Here is a 16,347-nt window from a genome sequence, read left to right as displayed (position 1 = left end):
GTCAGTGGCTCGCGGCGGTTGCGCCCATTTCATTGAGCAGAGCGAACGTTGCGAAGCGTTCCATGGTGAAGGGTTCGAGGATCGGCGCGACCTTTTGGTTGGCGATGGTCTGGGCCATGTACTTCCCGGCTACGGGCGTCGCCTTGAACCCCCACGTGCCCCAGCCGCAATCCAGCCACAGGTTCGACAGCGGGCTGGCCCCCATGATGGGCGAATAATCGGGCGTCATATCGGTGATCCCGGCCCATTGCCGCAGCAGACGCACACCTTGCAGGAAGGGGAACAGATGCACTGCGCCTTCGGCCAGATGCTCTTTCATATCCAGCGTCGAGCGAGTGGAATACAGCTGATACGGGTCCGAGCCGCCGCCGATCACGATCTCTCCGCGAGAAGATTGCACCAGATAGGTGTGCAGGCTGACCGAGCTGACCAGCGTGTGCAGCCAGGGTTTCAGCGGCTGTGTCACCATGGCCTGCAAGGGAAAGCAGCGGATCGGCAGCTCAACGCCTGCCTTCAGGGCCATATCGTAATTCATACCGCCCACGGCAATCATCACCTGACCGGCAGAGATGTTGCCCCGGTTGGTGCGGACCGTGGTGATCTTGCCGCCGTTGATGTCAAAGCCTTCGACCTCGGTGCGCTGGTGGATTTCTACGCCCCGACGGCTGGCCTGCGCCGCATAGCCCCATGCCACCGCGTCATGCCGAGCTGTGCCGCCATCGGCGTGCCATAGCCCGCCCATGATCTCAAGCGGGCCGCCTTGGTCCATGTTCAGATGCGGGCTGAGTTCTTTTACGGTTTGCGCATCCACCACTTCAATATTGGTGCCCGCGTGCTTGCCCATCTCGGCGCGCAGGTGGAAACTGCGCAAGGTGGCCTCGGTATGGGCCAAAGTCAGCTGACCGCGCTGGCTGAACATCACGTTGAAGTCTAGCTCTTCGCTCATCTCCTCATAAAGCTGAACGCCTTCCTTGTAGAATGCGATGCCCTCTTTGGTGATATAGTTCGAGCGGATTGTTGTGGTGTTCCGGGCGGTATTGCCACCGGCCAGATAGCCTTTTTCTAGAACGGCGACGTTTGAGATGCCGTGATACTTGGACAGGTAGTGTGCGCAGGCCAAACCGTGGCCCCCGCCGCCCACGATCACCACGTCATAGTTGGGCTTTAGATCGGGCGTCGCCGGGATGTCACCGGTCACGGGATAGGTCGAAGACAACCCGTATTTCAGGAGCGTAAATGGCATTCCAGTAAGCCCCACCTACGCTTTTGGCGCGTCATAGAGCAGCGCTGAAAGGTCCGAGAACCTGGAACCCGGCTGGCACAGCCCCCATACGGCATCGCGGATGGCAGCGGCGCGGGTGTCTCCCAGCGAGGGGGCCGCAAACTCCATGAATTTTTCGTCCACTTCCGCGTCATTCATCGGCGCCTCGGGCCCACCCCGGGCGTGAACGTCGCCAGAGTCCAGAATGCGGCCGTCTTTCAAGGTTATGGAAACATCAGCAATGCGGCTTTTCGGGAAACGCGCCGAATGGCGTTCGGTTTCAAAAACGGAAACGCGGTCTACAATCGACGCAACAAGAGGGTCTGACAATCCGGACCCTGTTATATGTTCGACCCCTATCCGCCCATACGCGGCCATGGTGGCGACCGCAAACGGCAGGGAGTATTGCGCCTTTGACGTGTCGTCCGGCATTCCCTGAAACAAACAAGCACTTTCGCGGAACGTGTTGACGCGGATTGATGCGATGTCCTTGTGCGTAATGTCATGATCCCGCATCAGGGCGCGTGTGGCGTCGATTGCAGCGTGCGCCCAGCGGCAGATCGGATAAGGCTTCACGTATTGATGCTCCATCTGCCAGAACTGGCCCAGATCCTGCCAATATGGCGCGACCTCGTCGGCTTCGACGGTGATGGCGGGGGCGCCAGTAAATCCTTTTTCGGCCAGTAGGGTCGACGAGAGCCCGACCAACGCACCCCAGCCCGAGCCGTCATGCAGCATTGTGGGATTGGCGATTTCGCGCATCATCTGGCTGCGGGGTCCGTGATACTCGGCGATACCCATGGCCTGCCGCATCTGGTCTTGGTTCATTCCGCGCAATCGCGCAGCGACAGCCACCACCCCCAACGCGTTCCAAGCGCCTGAAGTATGGTAATCGCTGACAGTGTTGTGCAGTGAAATACCGGCGCGCCCTGCAACTTCGTAGCCGATGGTCACGGCGCTCAGTGCCTCGGGGCCAGAAATATCCCCTATCGTTTCCGCGACTGCTGCAAGCGCGGGAACGACCGCCACCCCGATATGGCCTTTGGTCGGGTTGTAGCCGTCATGCCCGTCCAGGTTGTCAGTTTGTGTAGCAGCGGCATAAGCCGCCCCAGCGGCGCTGACCCGACGCCCATCAAACATCATACGTGCGCTGAATGTTTCGTCACCGGCGCCGTACAAGGCAAGTGCGCTTTCGCGCGCGATCACCCCTGCTGTCATGGGGCCTGAGCCGATTGTGATGCCCAGCGTGTCCAGCGTCATTCTGGCTGCGGCGCTCAGCGTCGACTCCGGGATATCTCCGGCAGTCGTTTCAAGAGTAAAACATGCTATTTTGTGAAATCTGTCTGCCACGGGCTGCCTGCTTGCGTTTGAAGTCTGGATACCGGTCTCAGCTCGCATGGTAGGCTTAATTGTGTCCGGCGGCACGAAAACAATCTTTGGGCTATGGCACCGGAATTTTTGTGGGTCCGCTGGTGGCCATGTCGCTTGCGTAACAGTGTTTATGTCGCAAAAGAACGAGAGGCCGGGCCGGTCACGCCATACTCGACATATATACCGCACCGGATCACTGCACATGATGAACCTGCCGCACCTGTCTTTTCTGCGCTCCTTCGAGGCTGCTGCCCGCCATCTGAGCTTTACAAGTGCCGCGGAAGAGTTGAATTGCACGCAATCTGCCGTCAGCAATCACGTCCGGTCGCTTGAGGAGTTTCTCAAACGACCGCTATTTGTGCGCCACCCACGGTCTCTGTCACTCACCGATGTGGGCAAAGCGTATCTACCTTCAGTGCGCCATGCGTTGCAGGAAATTGACGTAGCCACTCAGTCACTTGTACTTCGACCGCATACCCGAACTGTGGTCGTCTCCTGTCCTGTTAGCCTCGCCGCAAACTGGCTGCCCGACGTCATTCGGGGATTTTCCGAAAATCACCCGGGTATTTCCGTGACTGTCCACGGGACCATCTGGACGGATGTGGACCCCAACGTTTCGGACATTTCGATCACGGTTAACCATAGGGATGATGCATCTGAAAGTCTGACGCGTTTGTGGGCGGAAAAGCTGACGGTGGTCTGTGCGCCGGGCTATACCGTCGGTGATCAACCTTTGACTGACCCACAGCAATTGCACGATGCGCAACTGATCCATATTCTGGGTCGCTCGGCGTATTGGGAAAAAGTGGCGGCAAAATTTGGGCTAAAGGATCTGGACCAGAAAGAAGGCCCAAGAAGCAACAGTTCGAACCTGGCGCTGGAATTGGCGGCAAAATCCCTGGGATGTGTGGCTTTGCCGAAATCGCTGGCCCGGCCTTATGTCGAACGGGGGCTTCTGATCGAGCCATTTGCCCTGAACCTCGACAGCCCATGGGCGTATTATGCCAATCTGCGCGAGGCGAATGCCACGCCAGCGGTTCGACTGTTTCAAAACTGGTTGTTGAAAGTCGCGGCTGAAACGGAGGGTCAGATTGGTCAATCTGTCCATTCCTAGCTGTGCGTTCGATACCCCGACTGCACCCCAGCCAGCCAATCGGTGTTTGCCTTTGGTGCAGAAAATTCGACTGCATTGCATCCGTTTTTTTTGCATGTCCTGCAGGTGGAACCGTCATAGGGTCCGCGACATACCGTGCACCATCAACACAAAGCATCGCGTGTCATGAGCCAGATATCAGAAAGCCTGCTAGAGCAGATCCGCAACCAGTTTGCCCAGATCGACCATTGCCCCGAACAGGGTGAGCGCATTTTTTTCGAAAATGCAGGCGGCGCGCTGACCCTGAATTCGGTTCTGGACAGTTCTGTGCGTTACGCGGCGATCCCGGACAATCAGGGGCGCGACAACCCGGGGTCACATGCGCTTGTTGATACCATCAATGCCGCAAAAGCCGATATGCGAGATTTCATGAATGCGCCCGGCGGGCAGTTCTTTGTTGGGGAAAGCGGCACTGAATTACTGTTTCGGTTGATCATGAACGCCTGTCTGGGCACAGGTTCAGGTGTCGTACTGGGATCGACGCTGGAACACCCCGCCACGCGTTCGGCGTGCGATCGTTGGGCACGCATTGCCGGGCAGGAACATGTGTTGATACCGCATGATAACGAGACGGGGCTTGTGACGGCCGATGCCTATGCAGCAGCCGTCACCCCGGAGACAAAAGTGGCAACGATCCTGCACACGTCGCCGGTGACAGGGATGGGCGTGGATGTGGCCGCCGTATCAAAAGTAATCCGCGCCGTAGCACCCGACTGTTTCATTATCGTCGATGGCATCCAGCACGCGGCGCATGGTCGGATCGACCTGACTGCCTATGACGTCGATGGATACGTGATCTCACCCTACAAAGTGTTTTCGCGTCATGGATATGGTGTTGCCTGGATATCCGACCGATTGACCGCGTTGGACCACAACGCTCTTTTGGATGGCCCTGCGGAAAATTGGGAAATGGGGACACGCGACACCGGGGCTTATGCCACCATGTCCGATGTTGTGTCTTATTTCGAGTGGTTGGGAAGCCAAGTCAGCGATGCCCGAGACCGGCGTGGCAAGTTCCTGGCGGCGGGTGATGCCATCCACGCGCAGGAAAAAGCGCTGACCGATGCGATGATCCACGGCACTGGCAACCTGAGCGGCCTGGCCGAGATGGAGAAAGTCACCATTCTGGGTGGGGTCGACAACCCGGCGCGCGAAGGCTTGGTCTCGCTGCGTGTTGAGGGTGTAGCCTCTGTCGATGTGGTGAAACGACTGAACGATCAGGGCATTCGTACCCATCTGCGCAAAGCAGATCACTATTCAGGGAATATTCTCACCCCGTTGGGCTACGACTCGTGCGTGCGGGTTTCGATGTGTCACTACAACTCAACTGGCGAGGTCGCTCAATTCCTTGCCGCTATGAAAGAAATCGCCGCCTGAGCCGCGTCATATCTAGGGAAACAGATTCATGAAAACCCACGCACAAGCTGTTGTCATCGGTGGCGGTCTCGCCGGTACGTCGATTTTGTATCACCTTGCCAAACTCGGCTGGACGGACTCGATCCTGCTGGAGCGTGATGAACTGACCAGTGGCTCGACCTGGCACGCGGCGGCCAATATTCACGGGCTGCACGACAACAACAACATCACGCGAATCCAGCACTATACGATGAACCTGTATAAAGAGCTGGAGAAGGAAACCGGCCAAAGCTGCGGCGTGTTCCAGCCGGGCTCGCTGTACTTGGCACAAACCGAAGAACGCGAGCAGCAATTGCGCCTGCAAGAGGCCAAAGCGCGTTTTTACGGCCTGAATTTTCACGAGGTCAGCCGCGAAGAAGCAAAAGAGCTTCACCCGCTGGCTCAGTTCGATGACATCCGTTGCATCATGTACGAACCCGATGGCGGCAATGTGGACCCTTCGGGCGTGCCCCATGCTTATGCTGCCGGGGCACGTGCCATGGGCGCAACAATCGAGCGGTTCTGCCCCGTAACAGGGACCGAGCAGCAACAGGACGGCAGCTGGATTGTTCGGACACCAAAAGGCGATATCCACACACAATGGGTGGTCAATGCATCTGGTCTTTGGGGTCGCGAAGTGGCGGCTCTGGCAGGGCTGACGCTGCCGCTGCAACCGACCGAACATCAGTATTTCGTGACCGAAACCATCGATGAAGTCGCCAATCTGGGCCGTCGCTTACCTTCGATCGCCGACCGGGATGGCGAGTATTACTTCCGGCAGGAAGGCAACGGGCTTCTTATTGGTGCCTATGAAAAGGATATGAAGTTCTGGGCCGAAGAGGGCACACCGTTGGATTTTGCCCACGATCTGTTCCCTGACGATTTGGACCGGATCATGGAAAACGTGATCCGCGCGACCGAACGCGTACCGGTTGCAGCAACAGCCGGGGTCAAGCGGGTGATCAACGGGCCGATGATCTGGTCGCCCGATGCCAACATGCTGTGGGGGCCTGTGCCAGAATTGAAGAATTATTTCCTCTGTGGCGGTCTGATCCCGGGCTTTTCGCAATCAGGTGGGTTGGGCTTGCTGGCAGCGCAGTGGATGATCGAGGGCGAGCCGCAATATGACATGTTCGCTTGGGATCTGGCACGGTTTGGCGACTGGGCCGACAAGAAATTCACCAAAGCGCGGGTGGAAGACGCCTATACGCACCGTTTCAAGATCCACTTCCCCAATGAAGAACGCAGCGCTGGCCGTCCGGCCCGTGTGCGCCCGGCCTTTGAGATGCAAAAACAGATGGGCTGTGTCTTTGGTCTGAACTGCGGTTGGGAACACCCGCTGTGGTTCGCGGATGAACCCGGCGCCCAAGAGACAACCGGTTTTACCCGCCAAAATTGGTTCGATCCGGTTGGTCGCGAGGTGCAGATGCTGCGCGACAGCGTGGGCGTCATCGACATCTCGAACTTTGCAAATTACGTGATCAAAGGACCGGGTGCTTACGACTGGCTGGACCGTCTAGTGGCCAACCGTGTGCCAACCGAAGTCGGGCGCAGTTGCCTGACGCCTCTGATCTCGGTTCGCGGTGGCGTGGCAGGGGACTTTACCATTACCAAGCTGGCCGAAGACGAATACATGATGATCGGATCGGGTATGGCCGAGCGCTATCATCAACGCTTTTTCCAGATGGTCGAGATGCCCGAGGGCACCACGCTGGAGGTCGCGACAGACCGCATTGCCGGGTTCAACGTCGCAGGTCCGAAATCGCGTGAGGCATTGGCACGTCTGACCAATGCCGATCTGTCCAATGAAGCGTTCCGTTTCATGCGATCCCAGAAAATCACCGTTGCAGGTGTGGACTGTGTGGCCATCCGCGTCAGTTTTTCAGGTGATCTGGGTTGGGAGCTGCACTGCGCCGAGGCTGATCAGGTCGCGCTTTACACCGCATTGCTTGAGGCCGCCAAAGACTGCGGTGGCGGTCCCGTTGGCGGGCGTGCGCTGGGGTCGTTGCGCATCGAAAAGGGCTATGGATCCTGGGGTCGGGAATACAGCCAGGAATACTGGCCGCAAGAGGTTGGGCTGACCGGTCTGATCAAGCTCGACAAGGATTTCCTTCACAAGGACGCCTACCTTTCCGTAAAGGACAACGCCCCACGAGAAGTTCTGACGGTCTTCGAACTGGACGTGACCGAGGACGCAGATGCCACCGGCAGTGAGCCGATTTTTACACCCGACGGCACGCCTGTTGGCCGGGTCACATCCGGGGCGTATGGCTATTCGGTCGGGAAATCACTGGCCATTGGCTTCCGCAACCCCGAAGTGGCGCAACCCGGAGATGAGGTGGTGATTCAGGTGATTGGCAAGGCGCACAAAGGGCGTGTTCTGTCAGAGGCGCCGTTTGACCCCATGGGCAGCAGACTGCGAAGCTAAGCTTTACATAGGCTTAGAAGGACGCGCCAGGTCAAAACCGATCTGTGTCCGACGAGACAAATTAAGCGCGCTGCCTTCAGCGGCGTGCTTTTGCGTTCAATGGCCAATGTTTTTAGCCAGGTTCGCAGCTCTGGGACCTCAGCCACTCAATAACGTCCCGGACTTCACGCTTGTCCCGGCTTCCGTCCTGTGCCTCGACAAAATAGCCGTGTGTGGGTTTGATATCTTCGTCGAACAGGCGCAAAATCCGCCCCTCCCTGAGATCTTGATCAATCAGTGGCAGCCAGCCCACCACTGCGCCTTGTCCTTCGGCAGCCCCGCGTAACAGAATGTTTGCATCTTCAAACACAACGCCCATCAGGGGGGACCCCGGCTGCACGTTCATCGCGGCAAACCAGTCCAACCAGCCCCAATGATTGCGTTGGTGCAGGATGGGTTTGTTCAATAGATCTTCAGGCGCATCGATGGGCCCATATTGGTCGATGTACTGCGCGCTTGCTATGGCGACAGGTCGAAGTTCCAGCAGTTTGAGTGAGCCGCGCGGCATGTCCGCCAATCGATGCCAGCTCAGAACAATATCTGCGTGGGTTTGGTCCGCCATCCGCGGACGATACGAAGGCACGACCTCAAGCTCGACCTCGGGGAAACTCTGCCAAAGGTCGCTGATGCGTGGCATCAGCCACCGGGCCGTTAAGATGGGTCCGGCGGCCAATCGCACAACCTTGCGTGATGTTCTGCGCAAGGCTCCAACCGTGTCTTCCAGCATCCCAAACGCCCGTCCAGTCGTTTCGGCCAGCCGTGTTCCATCCTCCGTTAGTCTGACCTCGCGCCCCACGCGTTCAAACAATAGGGTGCCCAGTTGATCTTCCAGTCCACGGATGTGGTGGCTGATGGCCGTTGGCGTCACCACAAGATGCTCGGCGGCGGCGCGAAAACTGCCGGTTTTCGCGGCTGCATCGAAAGCGCGTAGTGCGGAAAGAGAGGGGAGCATAACCGTCCTAATGATGAGTGAAACTTACTAGTCGCTGAGGAAAGACCATTTGTAAACTGCTGTTTGGGCTGTAATCATGGCAAGTAGGTAATCTGGACTCATGTAAAATGACCGCTACAGTGCGCAGGCGTGGCCGCAAACAGCGCCTCACCCAAACAACAGAACCCGAGTCGAACCCGCCTGTTTGGCCAGGTATCTGTGGCGGGCGTTTCAAGCCGCTTTCTCCCCAAGAGGTCGCGCTGGTTGAAGAAACGGCGCTGACCCTTCTGGAAACGCTTGGCCTGAGTCAGGCTATACCTTCGATGATCGAAAAGGTGGTTGCTGCGGGTGGGTCATTGACAGATGACCACCGTTTGCAGTTCCCCCGCGCTTTGGTGCGTCAGGCGATCAGCGAAGCAAACCGTGATTTTAGCCTTTGCGGTCAAGTTCCTGAACATGATCTGGATATCAGTCAGGCCCGCGCGCACATGTCCAGTGGCGGCGCGGCCCCCGGTGTTTTTGATCTGGACACGGGCGTCTATCGGGACTCGACACTGGCTGACCTGTATGACGCGGCCCGCATTGTCGACCAGATGGACAATATCCACCATTTCAGCCGTTCAGTGGTTGCCCGGGATATCGAAGACAACGCGGTTATGGATCTCAACACGGCTTATGCATGTCTGGCGGGGACGTCCAAGCATGTGTCGATCTCGATCACCGAGCCCGACAATGTGCCCGCGATCGCACAGCTGTGTTATGCCATTGCCGGCAGTGAAGAGGCCTTTCGCGCGCGTCCTTTCTTGACTGTGATGGTGTGCCACGTCGTGCCACCCATGCGCTTTGCCGAAGAAGCGTGTGAAGTTCTCGAAGCCGCAATTCTGGCCGGGTTCCCGGTTCAATTGATCAGCGCTGGACAGGCCGGTGCTACCAGCCCGGCAACCATTGCCGGTTCATTGGTTCAGGCCGTTGCGGAAACGCTGGCAGGGCTGGTGTTCGCCCGTCTTGTCGACCCAGAGGTCAAGGCGATCTTTGCACCAAAACCGTTGGTTGCGGATCTGCGCACCGGCTCTATGTGCGGCGGCGGAGGGGAGCAGGCGATCCTCATGGCGGGCGCTGCACAGATGGGGCGGCATTTCGACCTGCCAACCTCCTCTATTGCGGGCATTACCGATGCCAAGTGTTTGGATGCGCAATACGGGGCCGAGAAATCGCTTGCTGTCACCATGGCTGCACACGCGGGTTCGAACATTGTCACCCAGGCGGCCGGGATGCAGGCCAGCTTGCTGGGCGTTAGCCATGCGGCTTATGTCAGTGACAATGACATGCTGGGGAATATCCTACGCACTTTGCGCGGGATCGAAGCCACGCCTGAAAACATCGCTGCCGACGTAATCGCCGACGTTTGCCGGGGCGAGGGGCATTATTTGGGTGAACAGCATACATTCAACAGGATGAAATCAGACTATTTCTATCCCGAAATCGGTGACCGGAGGACGCCGCGGGAATGGCAGGAAGACGGCTCTCAGCCTGTCGGTGACGTTGCTCGGGAAAAAGCGCGCGAGATTTTGTCCAATCACTTCCCGCAGCACATTCCCGACGACGTTGACCGCGCGTTGCGCACGTGTTTCGACATCCGTCTGACACGACAGCAAACCGGCAGATCCTCATGAAAAGTCAAAACCTAAGCGCCCGCGCCCGTGCGGTTATGCCTGGTGGCGTCAGTCACGAGTTGCGTTACAAAACCCCGTATCCGATCTATTTCGACCGCGCCAAAGGGGCCGAGAAATGGGATGTGGACGGCAAGCGTTACATCGATTTCAAACTAGGCGCGGCCAGTCAGATTCTGGGTCATGCCCACCCTGAGATTGCTGAAGCAGTGGCCCGTCAGATGGAGAGGATGCCTTACACCGCAGACTGTCATCCGCTTGAGGTTGAATGGGCCGAATGGCTGGCACGCCTGTTTCCCTCTGCCGACCGTGTGCGGTTCACCGGGTCTGGTACAGAGTCAACAATGCTGGCCCTGCGGCTGGGTCGGGCGTACTCGGGCCGTGACAAGGTGCTGCGTATCGACGGCCATTTCCACGGCTGGCATGACATGTTGATGAAAGGTGCCAAACCCGGCACCAACACAGCGCCGAGTCTGGGTATACCGCAGGCCGTGACCGACCTGACGGTGGTATCCCCGCCGGATCTGGACGCCGTTGCCGACCTGCTGGACAGCGATCCACAGATCGGAACCGTCTTTGTCGAAGCCTCCGGCGCAAATTATGGCTCGGTCCCGCTGCCGGACGGTTTTCTGCAGGGGGTGCGAGCCTTGACCGAAAGAACGGGCCATGTGCTTGTTTTTGATGAGGTAATCACGGGTCTACGCTGGTCGCCGGGCGGCCGTCAGGCGCGAGATGGGGTGACGCCGGATCTGACAACATTGGCCAAGATCGTCACTGGTGGTCTGCCGGGCGGGGCCGTTGTTGGTCGGGCTCACGTCATGGATTTGCTCAGCCCCGGCGAGACTCGTGAAGGGCTATCGCCTCCGGTCGGACACAAAGGCACTTTCAACGCGGCCCCCTTGGTGGCTGCGGGGGCGGTTAAGGCGATGGAAATTCTTTCGACCGGCGACGTTCAGGCCCATGCCGATGCAATGGCCGCGCGTCTGCGGGATGGCTTCAACGCAGCCTTCATTGAACTGGACGTGCAGGCATTGGCTTATGGCGACAGCTCGACCTGCCACCTCTATTTCGGTGGACGATCCATTGAAGGGCTGGATGCCGCAAAAATCCGAAAAACGCCGCCCGCTGTCGTCAAAAGCTTGCGTGACGGGTTGTTAGAGCGAGGCGTGGATTTCATGTCTTTCACCTCCTGCGTAACTGGCCTGCCGCATACACCCGGCCTGATTGACGAGGCGGTCGCACTTTTCCGCGACACTATTTCGGATATGGTCCGCGACGGAGTGTTGTCATGACATTGCCCACCCATGCCCGCACCGTCATCATTGGTGGCGGCGTCATCGGCTGTTCGATTGCCTATCATTTGGCCCGCGAAGGTCGGAAAGATATTGTCGTTTTGGAACGCTCGAAACTGACCAGCGGCACGACGTGGCATGCGGCTGGTCTGGTGCGGCGCTTGCGCCCGTCGGCGACACTGACCAAGCTGATCAACTATTCCATCGACCTTTATGGTGAACTGGAACGTGAAACCGGGCAAGCCACGGGATGGACCCAAACCGGCTCGCTGACGCTGGCCACCAACCAGGACCGACTGACGAATATCAAACGTCAGGTCTCGCTTGGCCGCGCCTTTGGGCTTGAGGCCGAGGTTGTGGATGCGTCCCGTGCCAAGGACTTGTGGCCGCTGATCGAGGTCGATGACGTGATCGGCGCGGTTTGGTCGCCGTCGGACGGACGGGTCAACCCCTCCGACGTGGCTCTGGCGCTGTCCAAGGGTGCACGGGCACGAGGGGTTCAGATCTTTGAAGATACCCGCGTGACTGGGCTGCAAAAGATAGGCGGGCGGATATCGGGCGTCGAGGTCGGTGACCATGTGATCGAGGCCGACGAGGTTGTGATCGCCTGTGGGCTTTGGTCGCGTGAGGTCGCGGCCATGGCCGGGGCGCACATGCCGCTTTATGCCTGTGAACATTTCTACATTCTGACCAAGCCCTTGCCCGAGGTTCAGGCCCTTGGCAAAGGCGCGCACCTGCCAACGCTGAACGATCAGGATGCGTTTCTCTATGCCCGCGACGATGTCGAAGGGCTGCTTGTTGGCTCGTTCGAACGCCATGCCAAAGGCCTGCCGCTGGATCGGCTGCCCGCCGATTTCTCGTTCGATCTGCTGGACGAGGATTGGGATCATTTCATGCCGATGATGGAAAACGCACTGCGCCGCATTCCGGCACTGGAAAAGGCCGAGGTTCGGATGTTGCTGAACGGCCCGGAAAGCTTCACGCTCGACAGCCAATTCATGCTGGGCGAAAGCCCCGAAGTGCCGGGGCTGTTCCTGATGGGAGGGATGAATTCGACCGGAATTGCTCTGGCAGGTGGGGCAGGCAAAGCCATGGCAGAATGGATCATCGCCGGAGAACCCACGATGGAGTTGAACGAGGCCGACATTCGCCGCTTCAGCCCCGAAATGAACGTTCTGGGCGCGTTGGAAGCCCGTATTCCTGAAGTTCTTGGACGCCACTATGACAACCCGTTTCCCGGTCGTTCGATGGAGACCGCAAGGGGTCAGCGTCGTTCGCCAATCCATGCCGGTCTCGTCGCCGCCGGGGCGCGGTTCGAAGCGCGGGGCGGTTGGGAACGTGCCGTGCATTTCGGGGGCGAACCTGCCCATCTGCCACTGACCTTCGGCGCGCCTGCATGGCGCGAACAGGTCGGGCAAGAGGTCGAAACCTGCCGATCGGGCGCTGCCATTCTGGATCAAAGCGCCTTTGGTAAAATCATGGTGCAGGGGCCGGATGCCTGTGCCTTTCTGAACCGGCTCTGTGCCGCGCAGATGGACGTGCCCGAGGGGCGCATTGCGTATACCCAGATCCTGAATGCGAAGGGCGGCGTGGAAAGCGATCTGACCGTTCAGCGGCATGGGCAAGAAACTTTTCTGCTGATCGTCGGGGCCAATGAAACCGTTCGTGTGATGCAGCGGATGCGGGACACAAGAAGTGATTACCGTGCGGAGTTCACGGACGTTACCAGCGGGTATGCCATTCTGGGCCTTGCTGGTGCACGGGCCCGAGACGTGCTTCAGGCCACGACAAACGCGGCTGTCCCGGACCTCAAGCGGTTCTGCTTTGCACCCGTCGAGATTGGTTTGGCCCGAGGTTGGGCAGGTCGGCTGAGCTTTACCGGGGAAGAAGGCTTTGAGCTTTACATCCCTGCCGACATGGCCATGGCCGCCTATGAGGCGCTGGTCACCGCAGGTGCAACCCATGCGGGTCTTTACGCAAGTGGATCTTTGCGCATCGAAAGCGGTTTTCGGGCATTCGGTCACGAACTCACACCGGGCACCACGCCGCTTGAAGCCGGGCTAGGTGCGTTTTGCGCCATGGGCACGGGTTTTGTGGGCGAAGACGCCTTGCGCGATCACAGTCCCGAACGGCAAATCGTGTCGATCCTGTTCGACGATCCTGACGCGATCCCGCTGCATGATGAACCCATTTACTTTGACGGCAAGGTCGTGGGGCAGATCACCTCAGCCGCATGGAGCTACCGGTTTGGTCGTTCCGTGGCGCTTGGCCTGATCAACGCGCCTTTGGGCCTGCTTGAAACCCAAGACGTTTTGGACGGGTTCGAAGTCGAAATCGCGTGCGCCCGTTACACAGCCAAAGCCTCTCTCAAACCCGTAAAGGTAGCTTTTGCATGAGCGACACGATCCAATCCACCCAAGTGGCGATCATTGGCGGCGGTATCATGGGCGTGGCCGCGCAGTTTCAACTGGCCGAGAATGGCTGGACTGACACGATCCTTTTTGAAAAGGCCGAATTGACCAGCGGTTCCACTTGGCACGCGGCCGGACAGATTGCCCATGCGGTAGGCAGTCGCCTGATGGGGTGGATCAACAAAACCTCCATCGAAACCTATAAACGGGTCGAGGCCGAAACCGGACAGAGCATAGGTTGGCACGAAGTCGGCGGCATCCGGATTGCCACCACCGACGATGAAGTCGATTGGATGAAGTCGATCATGGGCGTGGGCAAGCTGTTGGATCTGCCAATGGATCTGATCGGCCCGGAAGAGGTGGCGCAGGTTAATCCCTTCTACAAAGTCGACGACGTTAAAGCTGCGGTGCGCACTTACGAGGATGGTCATATCGACCCCTCAAGCGTGACCATGGCGCTGGCTGCTGCAACCCGGTCGCGCGGCGCCCGGATTGAACGGCACAACCGGATGATCGGGGCGTCCCGCAAAGGCGATATGTGGCTGTTGCGCACCGAAAAAGGCGATGTGCTGGCCGAACATGTGGTGATTGCCGCTGGGTCTTACGCCAATCAGGTGGGGGAGTGGTTCGGGCTGAAAATCCCCTCGGTGTCGTGCCTTCACCACTATCTTGTGACGGACACCGTACCACAGTTCGCCGACCGTCCGGAATTGCCCGTGATGCGGGACAATGCCTTTGGCGGTTACATCCGGCAGGAGCAGAAATCCGGCTTGATCGGAATTTACGAAGGCCATGTCTGCCCAACGGTCTGGGAAATGCCCGAAGGCGCGCCTTGGGCGGCGGAGAATGAGCTGTTCCAGGCCGATTACGACTCGATTGGCGATTTCCTGATGGTGGCTTTCGACAAAATGCCAATTCTGGCTGATCTTGGCATCAAACGCGTCGTGCGTGGGGCAATCACGCACACACCTGATGGCGGAATGCTGGTCGGGCCATCGGGTGCGCCGAACGTCTGGTTGTCCTGCGGCTCGTCCATCGGGCTGGCCTGGGGCGGCGGCGCGGGCAAAGTGCTGGCCGATTGGATGGTGCATGGTGAAGCCGAAATCAACACCCGCGGTTTCGACCCGCGCCGATACGGAGATTTCGCCTCGGACAACTTCATTGTCGAGCGCACCAAGGACGAGTTCATGCGCCGCCATGACACGCCTTGCCCGGGTAAGCAGTTCCACAGCCTTCGGCCGCTGAAAAAACACCCACTGTATGACCGCCTTGCCGCCAAGGGTGCAGTTTTCGGAGAAGTCGCCGGTTGGGAGCGTCCGCGCTATTTCGGTGGAGTAGGCGAAGCAGAACAGATCGGCTGGGGTCATCAGCCGTGGCATGCAAACGCGACGGCCGAGGCAAAAGCAACGCGCAATGCCGCCGGTGTCATCGATCTCTGCGCTTTTGCCCAGTTCGAGATCTCGGGCAAGGATGCGGGCGCTTTGCTGGACCGGCTGTCGGCCAACCGAATACCTTCGAAAGACGGGCGGATGAGCCTGAACCATTTGCTGACGGCGCAGGGAAGGTTCGAGACAGAAATCACGATCTGGCGCATGGCCGAAGACCGGTTCTTCACAGGTTCCCCCATTGCCCGCGCCACACCGGATTTCGATTGGATCAAGTCCCACATCCGACCCGGCGAGGATGTGACGATGATCAACCGCTCGGCAGATTGGGGGATGCTGGCACTGTCAGGCCCCGCGACCCGCCGTATCCTGTCTGAACTGACAGACGTTGATCTGTCCAATCGCGCTTTCCCTTGGTTATCTGGGCAGGAAATCCGCGTTGCAGGAATTCCTTGCTATGCTCTACGCGTTTCGTTTGTCGGCGAATTGGGCTGGGAATTGCACGCGCCGCTGGATCAGATTGGTGCAATCTACGACGCGCTTTTCGAAGCCGGGTCCAAACACGGTTTGACGGATCTGGGTTCTTACGCGTTCAACGGGATGCGTATGGAAAAGGCTTATCGCGCCAGCGGGGATCTGACCACGGATGTCGGCCCGCTTGACGTCGGTCTCGAACGCTTTGTCGTGAGCGAAGGACGCGATTTTCTGGGCCGCAATGCGCTGCTCAGCCGAGATCCGGCATGGCAGCTATTCTATGCAGAGCTGCACTCAGAAGACATCGACATTCATGGTGGCGAACCGGTGTTGCTGAACGATCGGCCTGTGGGCCTGACCACATCGGGTGGGTATGGCTATACGATCGGCAAGTCCCTGGGGTGGTTGTTTGTTCGCAAGGGTACCCCGCAAACGGGCCTCAGCGTTCGAATTCTAAATCGTGACATCCCGGTTACGGTACATCAAGATGCGCTCTTCGATCCGCAGAATTTGCGACCCCGATCCGAGGAATAACTC

10 protein-coding genes are annotated in these 16,347 nt (G+C 58.6%); 7 read left to right on the top strand and 3 right to left on the bottom strand.

Features of this window, described 5'->3' with window-relative positions:
* Nucleotide 1 precedes the first annotated feature (1 nt).
* Together GS646_RS21060 and GS646_RS21055 are read right to left on the bottom strand one after the other, a co-directional pair.
* Nucleotides 2–1,243 (bottom strand): FAD-dependent oxidoreductase, encoded by a 1,242-nt coding sequence (locus tag GS646_RS21060; protein WP_171187724.1) that lies wholly within the window; start codon nucleotides 1,241–1,243, stop codon nucleotides 2–4.
* Nucleotides 1,244–1,258: 15 nt separating this feature from the next.
* Complete coding sequence (locus tag GS646_RS21055; RefSeq protein ID WP_371732120.1) at nucleotides 1,259–2,611, bottom strand: MmgE/PrpD family protein; 1,353 nt, start codon at nucleotides 2,609–2,611, stop codon at nucleotides 1,259–1,261.
* A 223-nt stretch (nucleotides 2,612–2,834) separates the two neighbouring features.
* Between GS646_RS21055 and GS646_RS21050 the strand changes: the two genes are divergently transcribed.
* The 3 genes from GS646_RS21050 (at nucleotide 2,835) to GS646_RS21040 (ending at nucleotide 7,608) form a co-directional block, all read left to right on the top strand.
* The gene (locus tag GS646_RS21050; protein ID WP_171187728.1) at nucleotides 2,835–3,746 is read left to right on the top strand and encodes a LysR substrate-binding domain-containing protein; all 912 of its coding nucleotides are present in this window, start codon (nucleotides 2,835–2,837) and stop codon (nucleotides 3,744–3,746) included.
* Nucleotides 3,747–3,911: 165 nt separating this feature from the next.
* The gene (locus GS646_RS21045; protein ID WP_171187730.1) at nucleotides 3,912–5,162 is read left to right on the top strand and encodes an aminotransferase class V-fold PLP-dependent enzyme; all 1,251 of its coding nucleotides are present in this window, start codon (nucleotides 3,912–3,914) and stop codon (nucleotides 5,160–5,162) included.
* A 28-nt stretch (nucleotides 5,163–5,190) separates the two neighbouring features.
* Nucleotides 5,191–7,608, top strand: a complete 2,418-nt coding sequence (locus GS646_RS21040) for an FAD-dependent oxidoreductase (protein ID WP_171187732.1) — start codon at nucleotides 5,191–5,193, stop codon at nucleotides 7,606–7,608.
* A gap of 112 nt (nucleotides 7,609–7,720) precedes the next feature.
* Here the strand turns inward: GS646_RS21040 and GS646_RS21035 are convergent, their stop codons facing one another.
* Nucleotides 7,721–8,599 carry a LysR family transcriptional regulator gene (locus GS646_RS21035; RefSeq protein ID WP_171187734.1) on the bottom strand — a complete coding sequence of 293 codons (879 nt, stop codon included), beginning with the start codon at nucleotides 8,597–8,599 and terminating at the stop codon, nucleotides 7,721–7,723.
* 107 nt (nucleotides 8,600–8,706) lie between these two features.
* On the opposite strand from GS646_RS21035, the gene GS646_RS21030 reads away from it, so the two are divergent.
* From GS646_RS21030 to GS646_RS21015, 4 genes are read left to right on the top strand one after another with little or no spacing between them, the layout of a single operon-like run.
* Nucleotides 8,707–10,251, top strand: coding sequence for a trimethylamine methyltransferase family protein (locus tag GS646_RS21030; RefSeq protein ID WP_171187736.1), 1,545 nt, complete (start codon nucleotides 8,707–8,709; stop codon nucleotides 10,249–10,251).
* The gene (locus GS646_RS21025; protein ID WP_171187738.1) at nucleotides 10,248–11,540 is read left to right on the top strand and encodes an aspartate aminotransferase family protein; all 1,293 of its coding nucleotides are present in this window, start codon (nucleotides 10,248–10,250) and stop codon (nucleotides 11,538–11,540) included. The genes GS646_RS21030 and GS646_RS21025 overlap by 4 nt, the downstream gene beginning before the upstream one ends.
* Nucleotides 11,537–13,936 (top strand): FAD-dependent oxidoreductase, encoded by a 2,400-nt coding sequence (locus tag GS646_RS21020; RefSeq protein WP_171187740.1) that lies wholly within the window; start codon nucleotides 11,537–11,539, stop codon nucleotides 13,934–13,936. Before GS646_RS21025 ends, GS646_RS21020 begins: the two co-directional genes overlap by 4 nt.
* Nucleotides 13,933–16,344, top strand: a complete 2,412-nt coding sequence (locus tag GS646_RS21015; protein WP_171648097.1) for an FAD-dependent oxidoreductase — start codon at nucleotides 13,933–13,935, stop codon at nucleotides 16,342–16,344. The genes GS646_RS21020 and GS646_RS21015 overlap by 4 nt, the downstream gene beginning before the upstream one ends.
* Nucleotides 16,345–16,347: the final 3 nt, after the last annotated feature.

This window comes from Ruegeria sp. HKCCD4315 (assembly GCF_013112245.1).
In the GTDB taxonomy this organism is placed as follows: Bacteria; Pseudomonadota; Alphaproteobacteria; order Rhodobacterales; family Rhodobacteraceae; genus Ruegeria.
Note: the sequence above shows the minus strand (reverse complement) of the source record. Positions and strands in the feature narration are given on the sequence as shown.